We start from the raw sequence: 20,199 nt of genomic DNA on the forward strand, positions 1-20,199 counted from the left end.
CCCGGAGAAGAGGCTAACGCTTACGCTTTCAGGCCGGTTTCGCCCCATGAAGCGACGGCGCCTTATTTTGTGCAGGTTTGACGATAAGCGTCAGTACCACTGACAGCAGTAACGCCCCTCCCATAAAGATATAGGAGGCAGAAGGACTCCCGGTCGCGCCATTCAGATAACCCACAATCCATGAGCCGATAAAGGAACCCAGCGCACCCATACTGTTAATCAGGGCCATTGCGCCACCTGAAACATTACGTGGCAACATTTCCGGGATAATGGCAAAGAAGGGGCCATATGGCGCGTACATCGCAGCCCCGGCGATCACTAACAACGTATAGGATAGCCAGAAATTGCCCGATCCTACCAGGTAGGAGCCGAGGAAGGCCAGCGCCCCAATCAGTAATAAAGGCCAGACGAATAACTTACGGTTTTGGGTTTTGTCTGACGCCCAGGACACCAGCACCATTGCAATGGTCGCCGCCAGATAAGGCACTGCCGATAACCAGCCCGCCTCCACCATGCCCATTTGCGTACCGTTACGCAAAATTGAAGGTAGCCACAGCACGAAACCGTAAACGCCAATGCTCCAGGCAAAATATTGCATACAAAGAATGATCACATTGCGGTTACGGAAGGCTTCCCCATAGTTACGCACGGCCTTGATACTTTCCTGCTCTTTTTGCAACTCGGCCTGCAGCGCGGCTTTTTCGACCTCACTCATCCAGCGTGCCTGTGAGGGTTTGTCCTGCACCATAAACCACCAGGCTACGGCCCAGATAACCGCAGGAATGCCTTCAAAAATAAACATTTCCCGCCAGCCAAAGGCCTCAATCAGATAACCGGAGACCACTGACATCCATAATACCGTGACCGGATTGCCCAGGATCAGAAAGGTATTAGCCCGCGAGCGTTCAGATTTAGTAAACCAGTTACTGATATAAATCAGCATCGCAGGCATTACGGCCGCTTCAACCACGCCGAGGATAAAGCGAATGGCCGCCAGCATGGGAATATTACTGACTACGCCGGTCAGTGAGGCGCAGCCACCCCACAGAATCAGGCACCAGAAGATCAGTTTTTTTACGCTGCGGCGTTCGGCATAAATCGCGCCGGGTATCTGAAAAAAGAAATATCCCAGAAAGAACAAGGCGCCCAGTAGTGACGACATGCCTTTCGTGATGCCCAAATCGTCGTTAATGCCCGCTGCTGAGGCAAAACTAAAATTGGCACGGTCAAGGTAGGCAAGGCTGTATGTAATAAACACGATGGGCATGATGAACCACCAGCGTTTTGGCGCGATCGTCTGCGTTTTCATCGGGAACTCCTCTGTCTGTGTTTGAGGGCTGGGCTATGCATCGCCTAACTGCTGACGCGTCGGCAACCCTTCGCTGTCGCCAATAACCTGAATCGCCAGTGAACCTATTTTGTTACCCCGGCGGATCGCCTGCACCAGTGGCTTCCCTTCCAGCAACGCACTAATCACACCCACGGCAAAGCCATCCCCTGCCCCTACAGTATCGACGACGTTATCCACTCTCATCGCCTCCACCTGGCCCTGTTCACCGCTGGCCGTCTTGTACCAGGCACCCTCACAGCCGGTTTTAATGATCACCGCTTTTACGCCCTTATCAAGATAAAAGTCAGCGATATCCTGCGGCTGGCGATAGCCAGTTAAGATATAGCCCTCTTTTTCGCCAGGCAGTACCCAGTCTGCGTATTCTGCTAACAGATTGAGCTGCTTGCGCATTTCGCCTTCGCTGCGCCACAGTACCGGGCGCAGATTGGGGTCAAACGAAAGCGTTTTGCCTCGCGCCCGCATCTCTTTAGCAGCATGCTTTGTCAGCTCAAGTGAGCTGTCTGAAATCGCTGCTGCAACCCCGCTGAGGTGCAGATGACGTGCAGCGCCAAAATAGTCGTGATCAAAATCTGTTGGCGACAGATGACTGGCGGCGGAGCCCTTACGAAAGTACTCCACCAGCGGATCTGAACCGTCGTCGACTTTGGATTTCAGCTGGAAGCCGGTTGGATAGCGCGGGTCAACGGTCACCTGACGATGATCGATATTTTCCTTATCCAGCACCTGACAGATGAAGCGACCAAAGGCGTCCTGCCCCACGCGGCTCACCCAGCCCACTTTCAGCCCCAGTCGCGCCAGACCAATAGCGACGTTCAGCTCTGCGCCAGCGGCGCGCTTCACAAAGGTGTCTACTGCGGCCAAATCGCCCGTTTCACGGGCGACAAACATGGCCATGGCCTCACCGATGGTGATTACATCAAGCGTGCCGTTTGGATGGGTAGTCATATGTACTCCTCAGACGTTACGCAGCAGCGTCACATAATGGCGCGTCACCGCAATCAAATCGTCGCCTTCCAGCGGAAACTCAATGCCGCGAGGCACTGCTGCTGGCAACCGGTGTAACAGGCTTTGCCAGCCAGGGCCGGCATCATCCAGCGCGATGGCGCGGTAGCTTGTCCCCTGCGGCACCGCCGCTTTGACATGCACGTAACCCACATGCTCAGCCAGCAGACCAGCCGCCTGGATCGGGTCTTCACCTGTCCAGCACCAGTTACCCATGTCAAATGTCATGGTAATCGGCAGCGCCGCCTCACCGGCGGCCTTAAAGAACCCTACCATCGGTTGCTGTTTGCCGAAGCGGGTTTGATCGTTTTCCACAGTCAGGGGCACGCCATATTCTGTCATCAAGCCACGTAGCTTTTCGCTGTACAGCGCGCCCGTAAAGTTACCCAGCGCCACTTTCAGCCGCTGTGCATTCAACTGACGTGCTTCGGAAAAGTAACCGTCCAGTAAGGGGTTAAGTTTGCCGTCCTCACAGAACAAGGTGTCGGGTACCGAATAACTGATGCGCAGCTGGTGCACCTGCGCTGCCTGCGCCAGCGCGGGTAAATGGGCTAACGTGGTCTCATCAAACAGTTCACGGCGGATTTCCACACCGTCGGCGCCCGCCTGCTGGATAAGGGGCAATAGCGCGGCCTGCCCGCCCAGCTCAGCAATCTGTTGATGATCATACGCGGCGGCCACGACGATGATTTCGGGCTTCATTACGACTCCTGATGTGAAAATCTGCATTAACGTTATAAAAACGTTAAATGGAACCGGTTCCAAAGCAAAGTAGCAAAATGCGGAAGTATGATCGTGCTCACGAAGCGAGCACGTAATCGAAGGGAAGAGTCTGAAAATCAGCCGAGGCGTTGGCTGGAACCGCGCACGATGAGTTCGCCTGAAAAAACCTGTTCACAAGGTGGATGGTCGTGCCCCTCAATACGGGATATAAGACGTTCGAGCGCGCGATAACCGATTTGCCAGGTGGGCTGCTTTAAGGTGGTAATACCGACGCCAGCCAACGCAGCCCATTCGAGCTCGTCAAACCCTAACAGGCCAATATCTCTACCCCAGCGTAGGGCAAGACGCTGCAGAGAATGAGCCACCTGCAAGGTCAGCGCGCCATTGGCTACCATTACCGCACAGCGTTTTCCCGCGTGCCGCTGATGAAAGTCGCGCAGAATCTTATCCATTATCCCGGGCTGGTGCAGCGCGACTTCCGCATTCTCATGGGCGATTGCGGGATGTGCAGCAAGACGTTGCCGAAACGCCTGCAGTCGCTCCCGGCGCGTATTCACGCTGCCTAAGGGTTCGCTGAGAAACAGCAGCGACTCATAACCGTTGTCAATAAGATGGGCGGTGGCCGTTTCTGCCGCTTCGGCATTATTCAACCCGACCACATCACAGGGGAAATCAGGGATTTTTCGGTCGATCAGCACCATGGGCAGTAAAGACTGTTGTAGTCGGCTCAGTACCGCTTCATGCATGCCAACGGCGTTAACGACAATGCCCTCAACCTGATAGCTGCTCAGCAATTGCAGGTAATGTTGCTCCAGATCGACTTCGTTATTGGTATTACACATCAGTAACGTAAAGCCACATTCACGGCAGGCCGCTTCAATGCCACACATGACGTCTACAGAATAGGGATTGGTGATATCGGCGATGATCAGGCCAATGAGTCGGGTACGCCCCCGTTTCAGGCCACGTGCCATCTGGCTTGGCCGATAGTTAAGATCGCTAATCGCCTGCTCGATGCGCATTTTTAAATCGGCAGAAAGCAGATGTTGCTCGCCGTTTAAATAGCGCGAGACGCTGGTTTTACCGGTTTTTGCCGCATGAGCAACATCGCTGATAGTGGCGCGAGGCGGCCTGATTTTCATAAAGTATTCCGCAAATTAAGCATCCCGCGAGACTACCACAGCCATACAACATGGCAAAAACGTTCGCGTTACTGGGGAAATTGCAGCCAGGGTTGCCACAGTACTTGTAACTCCGCCAGCGGTGCTCCTTCCAGCAGCCGCATCACCATCATCGCAACCTGCTCGCCTCTCTGCTGCTCGCTGGCCTGCCGAATGGCGATAACCGGATGTTCGATAATGGCGTCGACCGGTAGCCCATCCCATGCCACTAAGGCAACAGCAGTATCACCCTCCAGGCGGCCCGCCTGCTGTAAGGCCACGAGCGCGCCTTCCGCCAGGGCGCTGCAATCGGTGATAATGGCCTGAGGTTGCAGCCCCTGTGCCAGCCAGTCTGTGGTTTGTTGATAGCCCGCCCGGCGCGACGGCGCAACCACCGCCGTGGCATAGGGCGGCACGGAATCCATTGCGTTGAGGTAGCCCTGGCGACGATCGCGCACAAAGGTGCAGGTTGTATTGCCTCCGAGCCAGGCGATGCGTTGCATACCCAGCGCCAGGCAGTGTTTTACCGCCAGTGCCGAACCTGCGGCGTTATCAACGTCGAACCAGGCATGATTCTGCTCTGAATCACTGCGTCCCAGCGTAAGAAAACTCACGCCTTTCTGCTGCAGGCTGAGCAGGCGCGCGTCATGAGGTGACGTGTGCGTAACAACAATGGCATCCACTGCCCGGCTGCGCAGCATGCGAATCAGTGAACGCTGCCCGTCATGCGGTTTATCTGTTAACAACACGAGATCGATATCGTGTTTGGAAAGACGCTGATCGAGCGCCAGTAATATCTTGTTAAAGTGCGTATCGTTGAAAGCGGGTGTGGTCATTGGATAAACCAGGCCAACCGCATTGGCACGGCCGGTTTTCAACCGTCGCGCTGCAACGTTGGGACGGTAGCCGCGCCGCTGCGCTTCTTCTTCCACGCGCTGCCGCGTTTGCTTTGCCACATCATCATAGCCGTTGAGTGCCCGGCTCACTGTGGTAACGGAGAGACCCAGTACTGACGCAATGGCTTTGAGTGACATGATGCGTTATCCATTGTTCAATTTGAACCATTCTGGCATAAAGCGTTGACAGGCACCGTGCGCAGGTTCCCAACTGGAAACCTTACCCATTTTATTACCAAAAGCCGTCGAAAAAAGGACAGCGAGTCTGACTTTGCCCCCGACAACGGGGGCGAGATGATCAATTTAACGGACTGAGCGTGATTTCAACGCGGCGGTTCTGCGCCTTACCGGCTTCAGTGCTGTTGGTTGCAACTGGACTGTCTGGACCTGCCCCCCGGGTATGCAAGCGGTCGCTGGCTACACCCTGAACGATCAGCGCACTGGCCACACTCTCTGCACGCTGCTGCGACAGACGCATATTTAAAGCACGCGAGCCGGTGCTGTCCGTGTGTCCCACGACATTCACGGCGGTTTTAGGATACTCTTTTAGCACCATAGCGACGCCGGTCAGCGTATTAGCGCCCGCCGGTTTCAGGCTGCTGCTACTGGAATCAAAGGTCACATTGTTCGGCATATTCAGCACGATGTTATCGCCCTGACGCGTAACGCTAACGCCGGTTCCCTTCATTTTGTCACGCAGCTTCGCTTCCTGAACATCCATGTAATAGCCCACGCCGCCGCCTAACGCCGCGCCGCTTGCTGCACCGATTAACGCACCTTTGCCCCGATCTTTCTTCGAAGAGGAAAGCACGCCAACGCCAGCACCCACTAATGCGCCCAAACCTGCGCCTACACCGGATTTTCCCGCCTGAGACTCACCGGTATAAGGATTAGTTGTACAACCTGATACCACCAAACTACCGCTCAACAGCAGGGTGAGAGCAATTAACTTTTTCTGCATTATTTGTCCCTTAGATTCATCACAACGAGGCACCTTGTCCCCGGTTGGCATTGATTATGCCGCGCAAAAGTGAGGAAAATCCTGAGACAATGTCTTATTTTGTAAAGGATCGACGTTAAATGTTGTCAGGATGACAAAAGCAGTTGGTTTGATGATCGTTTATCAGGCCGCAGGCCTGCATAAATGAATAACAAATTGTCGGGCCGATGAATTTAAAACCACGGGTCTTTAGCGCTTTTGAAAGCGCGATAGCCTGCGCAGAGGTGGTGGGGCTTTGTTTGTAATCGGCAACATGATTGACGACAGGCTGATTATCAACGAACTGCCATACAAAGTGGGCAAAATCCTCCCCTTTTGCTTCCATTGCCAGCATCGCCCGGGCATTAGCAATAATGGCCGCAATTTTTCCGGGATGACGAATAATGCCGCTGTTTTGCATCAGTTGGGCGATATCCTGTTCGTCCATCTGCGCAATGGTTTGCGGTTCAAACTGGTGAAACGCGGCGCGGTAATTTTGGCGTTTTTTCAGTACGGTAATCCAGGATAACCCAGCCTGCTGGCCTTCCAGACAGAGCATTTCAAACAGCGCCTGCTTATCCCTCTGTGGTCTGCCCCACTCGTCGTCGTGATACGCCAGATAGACAGGATCTTGCGTTACCCAGCCACATCGTTGCATCGTGTTTTTCCTTTTATGCCAGGCCATGTTTATTGCCTCGATAGTAGAGGGAATCCTCCAACATTTGAACCCGAGTCACAGTAAATTGCGAGGCCGCTTCGGTTATCCGCTGCAGTCATGCATTTAGCTGAACCGATCACGCATAAAAAGCGAAGGCAGCGATAACGAATGTAAATACAATGATAACGATAGTCATTTTCAGGTAACTCCATGCGTAACAATGTCATCCTTATTGGGCGTGAGCTCACCGTATTTCTTTTTGCTTCTCTGTTTATCACCTTCATGATCGGCCCCATCTATATCGATGTGGTCTGGATGAATAATGCGCTGCACGAAGCGTCTTTTACTGAAACCGCGCAGGAACTGTTGTTATTCAGTCTTGCCGCACTGTTTTTTATTGCCGCCCGTCATCGGCCTGCACAACGCGGTGGATTAACCCTAATTGCCGGTTTTTACAGTTGCATGCTTATTCGTGAACTGGATTTTTTCTTCGATCTCATCCGTCATGGTAGCTGGGTGTGGTTTGCGCTGGCGATCGCGCTGGGCAGTTTAGCGGTGGCCATGCGTACCCCAAAGCAGACCCTGAGCGCGCTGGCCGATCTCCTCAGGCACAACCGCTGGCCCGTTATGGCTGCCGGATTGATGATCGTGCTGGTTTTTTCCCGACTGTTTGGGATGAACACGCTGTGGGCTCACCTGATGCCCGATCACTACAATCGTGGCGTAAAAAACATGGCCGAAGAAGGCGTGGAATTACTGGGCTACAGCCTGTGCTGGCTGGCCGGGCTCCGCTATCTGTGGCAAACCCGTCGCTAAAAGCGTAAGACAGCTTACGCCACGTCCGCCCAGCCATTGTGTAAACGCATCCGGTTGGGTGGAAAACCTCAACGCTTTTTCAGCGATCCCGCGCGTTAAAAAAGGTACAATATCCGCTTCTGCACTGGAAATTTTATCCGGTGTTCGGTGTAAGTTAACCGCAGGTCTTTTCATGTCAGTCAAAATCTTAACGTCAACGCTTATTGGTCTTGAGGCTTTCCGTCAGGATCCGCTCAGCGCCTTGCAGCAGGCTGAAGACGGCACGCTGGCGGTGCTGGAAAATTATACGCCCGTAATGTATGCCATTACGCCAGCGCGCCTCGCGCGGCTACTGGCACTTGAGGCCGCCGCCCAGCAACCCAGTGATGTGGCGCTGGACGACAGCCTGTATGACGATGTTTCTGCTACGCTGCATACGCCGGTGGGTAAATTCGCCATGTATGATGGCTGGCAGCCGGACGCTGACTTTACGCGACAGGCGGCCATCTGGGGCGTTGCACTAAGCGAACCGGTGACGCCAGCTGAACTGGCTGCCTTTGTGGCCTACTGGCAGGCGGAAGGGCGTTTGTTTCATCACGTGCAGTGGCAGCAGAAGCTGGCACGCAGCCTGCAAATGAATCGGGCGGCCAATGGCGGACAACCCAGACGTGACATTACACAGTTGCCAAATCCTGACAGCACAATTCCTGATGGTTTCCGGGGTGAATAATGAAAACGCCGAACGATCTGTTTAACCGTCTGAAACGAATGATGCCCGCGGGTACCCGACCCAAGTTCACAAACGGTGAAGAATTACTGGCCTGGAATCAGGAACAGGGCCGTCTGCGATCAGAATCTATCGTGCGCGAAAATCGTGCGATGAAAATGCAGCGCATCATGGGCCGTTCCGGCATTCGCGAGCTACACATCAACTGCTCGTTCGATAACTATCGGGTTGAAAACGAAGGCCAACGCAAAGCGCTGGAACTGGCTCGCCAGTATGCGGCCGAATTTGATGGCAGTATTGCCAGCTTTGTTTTTTCTGGCCGTCCAGGCACTGGCAAAAACCACCTGGCAGCCGCCATTGGTAACGATCTGATTTTACGTGGCAAGAGCGTGCTAATCGTTACGGTGGCAGATCTGATGTCGAGCATGAAGGGCACCTTCAGCGGCAGCAGCAATATTACGGAAGAACGGCTGATTCAGGATCTCAGCAGCGTTGATTTGCTGGTGATCGATGAGATCGGTATGCAGAGTGAATCGCGCTACGAAAAAGTGATTATTAACCAGATTGTGGACCGCCGTTCCTCCTCGAAACGCCCGACGGGCATGCTGTCTAACCTCGATCACGCCGGGATGAATGCGCTGCTGGGTGAACGCGTTATGGATCGCATGCGGCTGGGCAATAGCCTGTGGGTTCGCTTTGACTGGGAAAGCTACCGTAGCCGCGTTCGCGGTGATGAATACTGATTTGGCTGCCCGCGAACGCGGGCCAGCTCTTTACCTTACCGTTACACAATCCTGTGGCCTGGCACCCATTTCTGACTTAATTCTCTCGCCCTGAGGCCGTCGCCGTTTGGCAGGCTTATCTGCACGATGCTAAGTTTTGATTAGACATCAAACTAATAAGACTTCATCGTTGGTGGCAAATCTGCTGCCGATTTCCACACCTGGAGTAATCCGCCATGAAAGTGACTGGCAAAGGGCCTGCATTAATGCGGCTGAATAATCAAAAGCGGGTCATGGCGCAACTGCGCCAGCGCCGTATCACGTCGCGGCAGGACCTCGCGCACATCCTGGCAATCAGTAAAAATACCGTGTCGCAGATTATTGATGATCTGCTGGAACAGGATCTCGTGCAGGAGCTGGGAAAAGCCAGTGTCTCTGCGGCAGGTCGCCCTAAAATCCAGATTACCCTGCGTCCGGAAAAGCTGGTCAGCGCCGGCATAATGGTGGAAAAGAACCTGATCCACTGGCAGGTTTGCGATTATTTCTCTCAACCCCTGGCGGAACAAACCCTGCGGACAGATACCAGCCGACCGGGGCCACTGTTAGCGGAGGTGACCGCCTTATGTGAAAAACTCACCGAATCCTGGCCGGGCCTGCTGGGCATCGGGCTGGGCTTTCCTGGCGTCGTCGATCCCAGACGGGGCTGGATGCATTTATCTACCCATCTGGGCTGGCAGGACGTTGATCTGGCGAGCAACCTGCGTAAACAGATCAGATTACCGATTCGCATTATGAATAACGTTAAAGCCGCTGCGCTGCTGTCTGTGCAACAACTCAACTTGCCCGCCGAAAGCGGGCATTTTTATTTACGAATTGCCGAAGGAATTGGCGGCGCACTGGTACAGCACGGTGTCGTTTTTACCGGCAACAGCTGGACGGCGGGCGAAGCCGGCCACCTCACTGTCCAGCCGAACGGGCCTCGCTGTAGCTGCAACCGTCAGGGTTGTCTGGAAGCCATGATCAGTAAACCTGCCATTAATCAACAGCTGGCCCAGCGTCAGCCGGGGCTGACCTGGCACAACCGCGACAGCGCGCCTAACGTGGTAAACGAAGTGATGCAACTGGCGGGAAACTATCTGGGTATCGCGCTCAGCCAGATCATGCTGTTGCTCAATCCGGCCAACATCATCATTGATTGCCCCTGGAGCGTCAGCCCAACATTTTGTCAGGCCGTACTTAATCAAACCCAGGCCAACAAGCTGGCATTCATTGCCGCTCACACTCAGGTACATTTTCTGACGTCGCACCTTGCACCGGCAACGGGACTGGCGCTGGCGATTATTGAACAACAAGAGCAGCGAACGGACTAAGGGCGCTCAGCGCTGGCGAAAGTCAGGGATAATCAGGTCACCCCGCATGACATAGGAGTCCAGTACGCTACGCGTCTGTTCAGTCAGTGCCTTAACGATGCGCGCTGCCATCGCGTCCATCGAGTACTCAATCGCCGGAATAGTCGGAATGCCGGGCAAGTTCAACGAGCCCGCCAGACTGAAGACCATAATGTCGTCGGGAACCTTTTTGTTGAACGCCTGCAACTGGGGAATGACTTTCTGCGCCTGTTGTTCATCCGCCACCAGCAATGCGCTGAAATTCAGCGTGGACGCGTTATTCAGCAACTCCTGAAGTGCTACCGAGGAGGATGTGGCGTCCATAAACACAAGGTTGCGGTTAAACGGCAGAAAGTTTTTTTCCAGCGCGTGTTTATAACCCAACAGAACCCGATCGGAAAACCCCATTCTGTCAGGATGAATCAGAGCAATCTGTCGGCGATTTTGGCTTATCAGGTAGTTGCAGGCGGTTTCGGCGGCAAAGGCGTGATCGAACTGAATGCTGTTAACGTCGTCCCCGGCTTCCAGACAATCCACCAGGATAACGTTTTTTTGATTCAGGTTCAGCGGGAAGCGCGCGCCGATAATCAACACATCGTCACACAACCCACAGGTCAGCTCATCAAGGCAGGTCATCACTTCCATCCTGCTGTTCGCGAAACGGAGCAAGAGGTGTTTTTGATGCTGGCTGAGGTGTTTTTCCAGCGCATAGAGGTAACCGGTGGTCTGGTTAATGTTGTCCTGCGCGCAAATTACGCCAATACAGCCGGTGGTCTGACTGAGTAATGACTGAGCGATCACGTTTGGACGATAACTGAGTTCATCCACCGCTTTTAATACCGCAACGCGGCTGGCTTCTTTTACACCGCGTGACCCACTCAACACGCGCGACACCGTGGCTTTTGACACACCCGCGAGACGCGATACATCGTTGATAGTAGACATTCTTTTCCCCTGAAAACCCCGCTGAATCCCTGAAAAACGCCCTAATCCTGCGGCTCAAATAATCATCACCGGCAGTATAGCTTTTTCGTTTTTTCATGGAAACCGATTTTCCATTTCTTCTCAATTATCGACAATAACTTGAAATTACGTGATCTGAATCGTAAGAAAAATGTTTATTTAACGGGGATCATGATGCCTGTCACACTTCCGTTTGCATCAAATGGAAACCGGTTTCCGTATCATATCAAATCACGTCTGTAACACGTTTTATACGCAAAGGAGGGTTACTCATGATCAGGATTATGTTGTGTTGTTCAGCAGGAATGTCCACGAGTCTTTTAGTCCGCAAGATGGTCGACGTTGCGAACCAGCGCGGGCTGAGTGTGCAGATCGATGCCTGGGGCGTTTCCGAATTTGATGCGCAGTTTCCAAACTATCAGGTCGTTCTGCTCGGTCCGCAAGTGAAGTACATGTTAACCACGCTCTCAGAAAAAGCTGCCACCCACGGCATTCCTGTCCATGCCATCAATATGACGGACTACGGCATGCAACGCGGTGACAAGGTGCTGGATTACGCTCTGTCGCTTATTGAAGCGGCACACTAGAAAGGTGTCATTATGAGTTCGTTATATCAGTCGATGGTGACGGTAATTGAACAGTCCATTACGCCACTCGCCGGAAAGTTAGGTCAGCAAAAGTATGTGATAGCGATTCGTGACGGCTTTACGGCGGCGCTACCGTTTATGATTATTGGATCGTTTATGTTGGTATTTATCTTCCCGCCGTTTTCAGCGGACACCACCAACAGCGTTGCCCGTGCCTGGCTGGACTTTTCCATCACTTATCGCCAACAGCTGATGCTGCCGTTTAATCTCAGCATGGGCGTTATGACCTTTTTTATCTCGGTCGGGATTGGTGCCAGCCTGGGCCGCCAGTTTAATCTGGACCCCATCATGTCGGGTTTGCTGGCATTTATGGCGTTTTTACTGGTGGCCGCGCCTTATGCGGATGAAAAGATCTCTACCCAGTATCTTTCCGGTCAGGGAATTTTTACTGCCTTGATTACCGCCATTTACGCCACCCGGGTTTATGCCTGGCTAAAACAAAATAATGTCACGATCCGCCTGCCGAAAGAAGTGCCTACCGGCGTGGCACGCTCCTTCGAGATTCTGATCCCGGTACTGGTGATTATCGCAACGTTACATCCGCTCAACCTGTTTATCGAAGCGCAAACCGGCATGATTATGCCACAGGCGATCATGCATTTGCTGGAGCCGCTGGTTTCGGCTTCGGACTCTTTGCCCGCCATTTTGCTTTCCGTCCTGCTGTGTCAGATTTTCTGGTTTGCCGGTATTCATGGTGCACTGATCGTCACCGGCATTATGAATCCCTTCTGGATGGCTAACCTCTCTGCTAACCAGGCCGCCCTGGCGGCGGGAGCCGCGCTGCCGCATGTCTATCTACAGGGGTTCTGGGATCACTACCTGCTGATTGGCGGAGTGGGCTCCACCTTACCGCTGGCCTTCTTACTGCTGCGTAGCCGGGTGCTACATTTACGCACCATTGGCAAAATGGGCGTGGTGCCCAGCTTTTTTAATATCAATGAGCCCATCCTGTTTGGTGCGCCGGTCATCATGAACCCGCTGCTGTTTATCCCCTTCGTCTGCGTTCCAATGATTAATGCCGTGCTGGCTTATACCGCCACGAAACTCGGCTGGATCGCCCAGGTGGTTTCGCTTACGCCATGGACCACGCCCGCCCCGATCGGTGCCTCCTGGGCCGCTAACTGGGCGCTAAGCCCGCTGGTGATGTGCCTGATTTGTATGCTGATGTCGGCGCTGATGTACTTACCCTTCCTGCGTGCCTATGAACGCAGCCTGATTAAAGCAGAAGAGAAAAAAATCAAGGATGCGCCCCCTGCAGGCCAACCCGTGCCCGGTCATCCACAGGCTTAAGGAGCCCATAAAATGAACTACCGTTTTCCTGAAAATTTCTGGTGGGGCAGCGCCAGCTCGGCGTTACAAGCCGAAGGGGACAGCCTGAATGGCGGTAAAAGCCCTACCACCTGGGATCGCTGGTTTGCACAACAGCCTCACCGTTTCCATCAAGGCATTGGCCCACAAGACACCTCGGGCTTTTATCAGCACTGGCAGCACGATATCGCATTACTAAAGCAGTTAGGGCACAACAGCTTTCGCACGTCGCTGAGCTGGGCGCGCCTGATGCCAGACGGCACTGACGCCGTGAATCCTGACGCCGTGGCTTTTTATAACAAGGTCATCGATGCATTACTGGCGCAGGGCATTACACCGTTTATCACCCTGTTTCATTTCGATATGCCTCTGGCTATGCAGGACAAAGGCGGCTGGGAGAACCGTGAGGTTGTTGAGGCGTTTGGCCGCTATGCCCAGCGCTGTTTCGCGCTGTTCGGCCATAAGGTGAAACACTGGTTTACCTTCAATGAACCGATTGTGCCGGTCGAAGGTGGCTATCTGTACGATTTTCATTATCCCAACGTTGTGGACTTCAGACGAGCGGCTAACGTGGCCTTGCACACAGTCCTGGCACACGCGCTGGCAGTACGCGCCTGGCGTAACGGCGGCTACGACGGTGACATTGGTGTGGTGCTGAACCTCACGCCGTCCTATTCACGATCGGCGAATCCGGCCGATGTGCAAGCCGCACATCATGCTGACCTGTTGTTTAACCGCAGCTTTCTGGATCCGGTTCTGAAGGGAGAATATCCCGTGGATCTGCTGAGCTTACTGAGTCAGTACCACCAGCTTCCGCGCTGCCAGCCTGGCGACGCTGCGTTGATTGCCGACGGCATTATCGACCTTCTGGGCGTGAACTATTATCAGCCGCGCCGGGTGAAGTGTCGGGACAGCGCCGTCAATGCTGAAGCGCCCTTTATGCCGGAGTGGTTATTCGACCACTATGAAATGCCAGGCCGTCAGATGAACCCGTATCGTGGATGGGAAATTTACGCGCCCGGTATTTACGATATTCTGACTAACCTGCGGGTTAATTATGGAAACCCGCGCTGTTTTATTTCTGAAAATGGTATGGGCGTTGAGAATGAACAGCGATTTATTCAGAACGGTGAAATTCTGGATGATTATCGTATCGAATTTGTTTCCGAACATCTTAAATGGCTGCATAAAGGGATTCGCGAAGGCTGTCATTGCCTGGGTTATCATATGTGGACATTTATTGATAACTGGTCATGGCTAAACGGTTATAAAAATCGTTACGGTTTTGTGCAGTTAGATTTAGCCACGCAAAAACGTACGATTAAAAAGAGTGGCAAATGGTTTGCTGAGGTTGCCGAAAATAACGGTTTTAATTGAGAGCACGATCATGATTGAACTTGAAGACGCGGTAATGACGATTATTGTCAATGCGGGGCATGCCCGCAGCCTGTGCTTTGAAGCCCTTCAGGCAGCACGAAAGGGTGACGTTGATGAGGCAAAAGCCCGGCTAAAGGAGGCCGACGACTATTCCCGCACCGCGCATCAAATGCAAACCCGATTAATAGAGCAGGACGCAGGTGAAGCCCGCCAGCCAATGACCTTAATTATGGTCCATGCTCAGGATCATTTAATGACCTCAATGCTGGCTCGTGAACTGGCAGAAGAAATTGTTTATCTCTACCAGCGTTAATAAAAAAACATGACAGGAGATAGGCTGAAAAACAAAAAACCTCTGGAAATAACATAATATAAAAATCAACTTGCCCTGGTCATCAATAAACCCGCGCAGGATGGTTATTGTCTGATCATTAACACACGTTGTTATTCGGGTTGAACATCATCAACTCGAATAACGCTGTGCAAACGAGATAGCCATGAATATTATTCGAAAACTTCCATTACCTCTGGCGGTGATCGCCGCGCTGTGCCCTGCCGTCGCCGCTGCACAGGAGTTTACGCAGGAACAGATCGACGCCATCGTCGCCAAAGCCGTTGATAAAGCCCTGGCCGAACGTCAGGCGAAAATGGATGCGGCCGTAGCGAAAAAAACGGACGTGGTGACCGACCCGCAAAGCCCGGCCCAGTCACCGGATATGGCAATCCCCTTTGGCGTCACGTTCAGCGGCTATGCACGCTACGGTGCGCACTATCAAAGCGGCGATCAGAAATATGTAGCCGTGGACGGTTCTTATAACGGTGCCTCCGGCATTGGCCGTCTGGGCAACGAAGGCAACGGTGGCGAATTCCAGCTCTCCAAGGCGTTTAAAAGCCAAAGTGGGGCTATCTGGGATGTCAATGTGATGATCGATCACTGGGGCGACGAGGTGAATCTGAAAAAGGCCTATGCCGGCGTGACGAATGTGCTGGCATCAAATCCTGATGCCTACCTCTGGGCCGGACGGGACTTTCATCAGCGCCCGCAGCAGAACATCAATGATTATTTCTGGATGAACCATGATGGCCAGGGCGCGGGCGTGAAGAACTTCGATGTGGGCGGGATAAAATTTGACGTGGCCGCCGTCGCTGCCGTGGAATCCTGTAGCCCTGAAGTGCTCAGCGATGAGTCTAATCCCTCGCGCATCACCTGTACGGGAGGTTCAGGTACCGGGGATAAAGGCAACTACGCTGCCACCTCTAAAATTCACGGCATCAAGCTGGGCGCACTCGATCTGGAGCTGTACGCTAATTACGGTTTCGACTCTAAAGCCGTAGAGAGTGAAGACCGCCTGAAAGCCTGGCAGGGTGCGTTTGTACTGAGCCACACTAACGACCATGGCGTGAATAAAGTGATTGCCCGCTATTCTGACAATTCGGATAACAGCGTTTACAGCAAAACCGAGGGCCTCAGCACTGTGTATACCAGCTTTGAGGGTAAGCATCTGTTTAGCCCGCAGGCACAGGTCGAGTATTTGTTGGGTTATCACGACTACGATAACAGTCGGCTGAAAAGCGATAACCGGAAGAACTACGCCGCAATTGTCCGCCCAATGTATTTCTGGAATGACGTCCATTCCACCTGGCTGGAAGCCGGTTATCAGCGCGTTAACTACGATGAAGGCGGCAGTAACCATGGCTGGAAGCTGACTCTGTCGCAAAATATCGCCATTGCCATGGGGCCGGAGTTTCGTCCTATGCTGCGCTTCTATGTCACCGGGGGCAAAGTGGACAATGCGCGCACCGCTCGCGTGAACGGCAGGGAGAACGAAATACTGGACGACTTTAATCTGGGCGCGATGTGGGAAGCCTGGTTTTAGGCATAACCCGAACAGTGATCTCATCCTGCGGATGACAGACGCGCATTCTGTCTCCAACAACGATAACCCATTGCCGATCGGAGGTTCCCGTATAGGGCCGATCGGCATTGGCCCTTTGCAAACGGCATGTTGTCATCCCCTGTCGTCTGGCGGTCTCAGGTAAGGGCGGGAGATCAGGTCCACGGGCTGCGAGTTTAACCCCTGCCAGGCCAGCGCCCGGCACGCCCGATAAAACCTGACAATCGCGTTACGATGCACGCTCGCCCTCAAAAACCCGTATGAACCTTGTCACAAAACACGCATTCCGTTTTTCCGTGTTTACCGGTGACCGTTTATCCCGCCATGTTGTTAAAGGCTTGTTACACATAGCCTCAGGTAATGGCTTAGGGTTATTGATGCACAGTACGCATTAGTCGATGAGTTTATTGCGCTTATTTACTTTATTTTCCTGATCCAGTCTTCAGCAACAGACGCGGCAAAAAGCGTCAATGATAAACTGGAGATACCGATGCATTCCTCGACTTCACCTATGACCACCCGCGCCCGAACCGGCGCCATATTACGTGTTACCTCAGGCAACTTTCTGGAGCAGTTCGACTTTTTCCTGTTCGGCTTTTATGCCACCTATATTGCTCACACCTTCTTTCCTGCGAGCAGTGAATTTGCCTCACTGATGATGACCTTTGCCGTGTTCGGCGCGGGCTTCCTGATGCGCCCCATTGGTGCTGTGGTGCTGGGCGCATACATTGATAAGGTCGGCCGACGTAAAGGTCTGATTGTTACCCTGTCAATTATGGCGGCGGGCACCTTCCTGATCGTCCTGATTCCGTCTTACCAAAGCATTGGGCTTTGGGCACCGATGCTGGTGTTAACCGGCCGCCTGTTACAGGGTTTCTCTGCCGGAGCCGAACTGGGCGGCGTTTCCGTTTATCTGGCTGAGATCGCCACGCCGGGCCGTAAAGGCTTTTACACCAGCTGGCAGTCCGGTAGCCAGCAGGTTGCCATTATGGTTGCCGCCGCGATGGGTTTTGCCCTGAATGCCGTGCTGGAAGAGAGCGCGATTCGTGAGTGGGGCTGGCGCATTCCGTTCCTGTTTGGCTGCATGATTGTGCCTTTCATTTTCTTTCTGCGCCGCAAGCTCGAAGAAACCCAGGAATTTAACGCCCGTCGTCATCACCTGGCGATGCGCGACGTGTTTAAAACCCTTCTGGCCAACTGGCAGGTTGTGATTGCCGGCATGCTGATGGTGGCGATGACCACCACCGCGTTCTATCTGATCACCGTTTATGCGCCTACTTTCGGCAAGAAAGTGCTGATGCTCAGCGCCTCGGACAGCCTGCTGGTTACGCTGCTGGTCGCCATCTCTAACTTTTTGTGGCTGCCGGTTGGCGGGGCGCTGTCTGACCGTTTTGGACGTAAACCCGTCCTGGTCAGCATGACGCTGATCGCGCTGGCGACCGCGTATCCTGCCCTGACGATGCTGGCTGCTGCCCCCAGCTTCTCTATGATGCTCACTGTCCTGCTGTGGCTGTCATTTATTTATGGCCTGTACAACGGCGCGATGATTCCGGCACTTACCGAGATCATGCCAGCTGAGGTGCGAGTAGCAGGCTTTTCACTGGCTTACAGCCTCGCGACCGCCATCTTTGGCGGATTCACGCCGGTGATTTCAACAGCATTAATTGAGTACACCGGCGATAAAGCCTCTCCGGGTTACTGGATGAGCTTCGCTGCCGTCTGCGCCTTACTGGCAACGCTGTACCTGTACCGTCGCAGCACGGTCAATCTGCAAACCGCCGTTAAACATTAAGTCAGGGCTTACATAATGAAAATAATTTACCGTTCACTCCTTGCCACGTTGGTTCTTTCGTCGGTCAGCACCGCGGTGCTGGCAAAAGATGTGACCGTGATGATTTCTGGCGGCTTCAAAGCCGCGCTGGAAAAACTGACGCCTCAGTTTGAAGCGAAAAGTGGCGATAAAATTATTCTGGTGTCCGGGCCTTCCATGGGCAAAACCCCGCAGGCGATCCCCAACCGACTGGCGCGCGGGGAAAAAGCAGACGTGGTGATTATGGTGGGCGATGCGCTCAGTCAGCTGGAAAAAGACCGGTGGATCAAACCAGGTTCACGCGTTGAGCTGGCCGACTCGCCGATCGGCATTGTGGTGAAGAAGGGAGATGCCAAACCCGATATCAAAACGGATGACACACTGCGTAAAACCCTGCTGAATGCTAAATCTATTGCCTATTCCGACAGCGCCAGCGGTCAATACGTTAGCAATCAGTTGTTTAAAAAGTTAGGCATTGAAGACAAGGTTAAAGGCAAAGCCCACGAGGTGGAGCGCATTCCGGTGGCGTCTGAAGTGGCAAAAGGCCACTATGCGCTGGGCTTCCAGCAGGTGAGTGAGCTCCTGCCGGTGCCGGGCGTGACCTTTGTAGGCGAACTGCCTGACGACGTGCAGTACATCACCCGATTTGCCGGCGCCGTGCCAGCCAAAGCTGAGCATCCAGAGGAAGGCAAAGCGCTGCTTGATTTCCTGGCGTCAGCTCCGGCTCAGGAAGTGGTCCATGCCACGGGCCTGCACTCGGTCAAAGCGCAGCAGCCTGCTAAGCAGAGTGATACCGTTCAGTAATTAGCTTTTCCAGTTCAGCGGCAATGTAGGACTGAATGCGTCCGCTGCGCCGGATCAGGCCAACGGTGCGTTTCACTACCGGATCGGTAAGCGGCAGATGAACCAGCACCGAATGGCCTGATGACGGCATCGACATCGCGGGAACGGCAGCAATGCCGATTCCCGCTTCAACCATCCCTAACATGGTTGTGACATGCCGGGTTTCGCAGATACTTGGACGCGCGGGAACGACATGGCCCAGCGCGGAATCAAGTAGGTTACGATTGCCTGAAGTTTTATCCAGCCCCACGTAATCCTGCTGATAAAACTCTTGCCACGTCAGACTTTTACGGCTGGCAAGAGGATGATCGTGCCGACAGGCAACCACGTAAACATCCTCAACCAGCGGTAAAAATTCGGTGTCAGGCGGCGGATTACCGGAGAAGCAAATGCCAAAATCTGCCTGACCGCTGGTGACGGCCTCTATGACGTTGCCTGCGCTACTGTCAATAATTTTGACACGCACTCTGGGATAGCGGGCCTGAAAGCGGCGGATCACATCCGGCATAAAGTAATAGGCAGCAGACGGCACTGTGGCCACCGTCACCAGGCCTGTTCTGTCCTGACTGACTTTACTGATATCCGCCATAACTTCTTCAAAGTTGATCAGAAGCTGCTCTGAACGTGCGGCAAACGTCTGACCATAAAGCGTCAGCGTGACCCGGCGAGTGGTTCTGTCAAACAGCCTGATTCCCAGTGCCGTTTCCAGCTTCTCGATCCTGCGGCTCAGCGCCGACTGAGACAGGCAGATGGATTCCGCTGCAATACGGAAATTGCCATATTCGACCAATGCGCGAAACGCATAGAGATCGTTAAGATCGAAATTAACGGGCATAGCGGCTGACGTTCCTTTCAACGATGGAGAAGCAAAGACAGAGGGAACTCATAGTGCCTTATCGAATGGCGGCAAACAAAGTGAAATGTTGACGGGACGGGTAACAGAAAACGGCAGGTC

General features: G+C 53.5%; 20 protein-coding genes. 11 read left to right on the forward strand and 9 right to left on the reverse strand.

Annotation, left to right across the window (positions count from 1 at the left end):
* Positions 1 to 28: 28 nt before the first annotated feature.
* The 7 genes from AAIE03_RS17775 to AAIE03_RS17805 all read right to left on the reverse strand — a co-directional run bounded on the left by AAIE03_RS17775 (position 29) and on the right by AAIE03_RS17805 (position 6,769).
* Entirely contained in the window at positions 29 to 1,309 is a 1,281-nt protein-coding gene (locus AAIE03_RS17775) for an MFS transporter (RefSeq protein ID WP_013023984.1), read from the reverse strand.
* A 33-nt stretch (positions 1,310 to 1,342) separates the two neighbouring features.
* Positions 1,343 to 2,296 carry a sugar kinase gene (locus AAIE03_RS17780; RefSeq protein ID WP_013023983.1) on the reverse strand — a complete coding sequence of 318 codons (954 nt, stop codon included), beginning with the start codon at positions 2,294 to 2,296 and terminating at the stop codon, positions 1,343 to 1,345.
* A 9-nt stretch (positions 2,297 to 2,305) separates the two neighbouring features.
* Entirely contained in the window at positions 2,306 to 3,055 is a 750-nt protein-coding gene (locus AAIE03_RS17785) for a sugar phosphate isomerase/epimerase family protein (RefSeq protein WP_498563108.1), read from the reverse strand.
* Between the two features lie 137 nt (positions 3,056 to 3,192).
* Positions 3,193 to 4,218: a LacI family DNA-binding transcriptional regulator gene (locus AAIE03_RS17790; protein WP_013023981.1), complete on the reverse strand. Its 1,026-nt coding sequence runs from the start codon at positions 4,216 to 4,218 to the stop codon at positions 3,193 to 3,195.
* Positions 4,219 to 4,286: 68 nt separating this feature from the next.
* Entirely contained in the window at positions 4,287 to 5,270 is a 984-nt protein-coding gene (locus AAIE03_RS17795) for a LacI family DNA-binding transcriptional regulator (RefSeq protein ID WP_014594955.1), read from the reverse strand.
* A 160-nt stretch (positions 5,271 to 5,430) separates the two neighbouring features.
* On the reverse strand, positions 5,431 to 6,093 hold the full coding sequence (locus tag AAIE03_RS17800; protein WP_041930942.1) for an OmpA family lipoprotein: 663 nt from the start codon (positions 6,091 to 6,093) through the stop codon (positions 5,431 to 5,433).
* 115 nt (positions 6,094 to 6,208) lie between these two features.
* Positions 6,209 to 6,769, reverse strand: a complete 561-nt coding sequence (locus tag AAIE03_RS17805; protein ID WP_024472034.1) for a DNA-3-methyladenine glycosylase I — start codon at positions 6,767 to 6,769, stop codon at positions 6,209 to 6,211.
* A 210-nt stretch (positions 6,770 to 6,979) separates the two neighbouring features.
* Between AAIE03_RS17805 and AAIE03_RS17810 the strand changes: the two genes are divergently transcribed.
* The 4 genes from AAIE03_RS17810 (at position 6,980) to AAIE03_RS17825 (ending at position 10,383) form a co-directional block, all read left to right on the forward strand.
* Positions 6,980 to 7,585, forward strand: coding sequence for a hypothetical protein (locus AAIE03_RS17810; RefSeq protein WP_014594952.1), 606 nt, complete (start codon positions 6,980 to 6,982; stop codon positions 7,583 to 7,585).
* Between the two features lie 172 nt (positions 7,586 to 7,757).
* A complete protein-coding gene (gene dnaT / locus AAIE03_RS17815) occupies positions 7,758 to 8,294 on the forward strand; it encodes a primosomal protein DnaT (protein WP_014332936.1) in 537 nt (178 codons plus the stop codon).
* The gene (gene dnaC, locus AAIE03_RS17820) at positions 8,294 to 9,034 is read left to right on the forward strand and encodes a replicative helicase loader DnaC (RefSeq protein WP_013023975.1); all 741 of its coding nucleotides are present in this window, start codon (positions 8,294 to 8,296) and stop codon (positions 9,032 to 9,034) included. Before dnaT ends, dnaC begins: the two co-directional genes overlap by 1 nt.
* Before the next feature lie 215 nt (positions 9,035 to 9,249).
* Positions 9,250 to 10,383, forward strand: a complete 1,134-nt coding sequence (locus AAIE03_RS17825; protein ID WP_013023974.1) for an ROK family transcriptional regulator — start codon at positions 9,250 to 9,252, stop codon at positions 10,381 to 10,383.
* Between the two features lie 6 nt (positions 10,384 to 10,389).
* On the opposite strand, the gene AAIE03_RS17830 is transcribed toward AAIE03_RS17825, so the two are convergent.
* Positions 10,390 to 11,346: a LacI family DNA-binding transcriptional regulator gene (locus AAIE03_RS17830; RefSeq protein WP_014594951.1), complete on the reverse strand. Its 957-nt coding sequence runs from the start codon at positions 11,344 to 11,346 to the stop codon at positions 10,390 to 10,392.
* Between the two features lie 290 nt (positions 11,347 to 11,636).
* Between AAIE03_RS17830 and AAIE03_RS17835 the strand changes: the two genes are divergently transcribed.
* The 7 genes from AAIE03_RS17835 to AAIE03_RS17865 all read left to right on the forward strand — a co-directional run bounded on the left by AAIE03_RS17835 (position 11,637) and on the right by AAIE03_RS17865 (position 19,205).
* Positions 11,637 to 11,951: a PTS sugar transporter subunit IIB gene (locus tag AAIE03_RS17835; RefSeq protein ID WP_498563109.1), complete on the forward strand. Its 315-nt coding sequence runs from the start codon at positions 11,637 to 11,639 to the stop codon at positions 11,949 to 11,951.
* Between the two features lie 12 nt (positions 11,952 to 11,963).
* A complete protein-coding gene (locus AAIE03_RS17840; RefSeq protein ID WP_013023971.1) occupies positions 11,964 to 13,301 on the forward strand; it encodes a PTS cellobiose transporter subunit IIC in 1,338 nt (445 codons plus the stop codon).
* Positions 13,302 to 13,313: 12 nt separating this feature from the next.
* Complete coding sequence (locus AAIE03_RS17845) at positions 13,314 to 14,696, forward strand: glycoside hydrolase family 1 protein (RefSeq protein ID WP_013023970.1); 1,383 nt, start codon at positions 13,314 to 13,316, stop codon at positions 14,694 to 14,696.
* A gap of 10 nt (positions 14,697 to 14,706) precedes the next feature.
* Entirely contained in the window at positions 14,707 to 15,009 is a 303-nt protein-coding gene (locus AAIE03_RS17850) for a PTS lactose/cellobiose transporter subunit IIA (protein WP_014332939.1), read from the forward strand.
* A gap of 184 nt (positions 15,010 to 15,193) precedes the next feature.
* Positions 15,194 to 16,573, forward strand: a complete 1,380-nt coding sequence (locus AAIE03_RS17855) for a carbohydrate porin (protein WP_013023968.1) — start codon at positions 15,194 to 15,196, stop codon at positions 16,571 to 16,573.
* 508 nt (positions 16,574 to 17,081) lie between these two features.
* Positions 17,082 to 18,383, forward strand: a complete 1,302-nt coding sequence (locus AAIE03_RS17860; protein ID WP_014594947.1) for an MFS transporter — start codon at positions 17,082 to 17,084, stop codon at positions 18,381 to 18,383.
* Positions 18,384 to 18,398: 15 nt separating this feature from the next.
* Positions 18,399 to 19,205, forward strand: coding sequence for a substrate-binding domain-containing protein (locus AAIE03_RS17865; protein ID WP_014594946.1), 807 nt, complete (start codon positions 18,399 to 18,401; stop codon positions 19,203 to 19,205).
* Here AAIE03_RS17865 and psrA read toward each other — a convergent pair.
* Positions 19,180 to 20,079, reverse strand: a complete 900-nt coding sequence (gene psrA / locus AAIE03_RS17870) for an L-proline-binding transcription factor PsrA (RefSeq protein ID WP_014332944.1) — start codon at positions 20,077 to 20,079, stop codon at positions 19,180 to 19,182. The two genes, AAIE03_RS17865 and psrA, sit on opposite strands and share 26 nt — an antisense overlap.
* Between the last annotated feature and the right edge of the window lie 120 nt (positions 20,080 to 20,199).

This window comes from Pantoea sp. Ae19-2 (assembly GCF_059801205.1).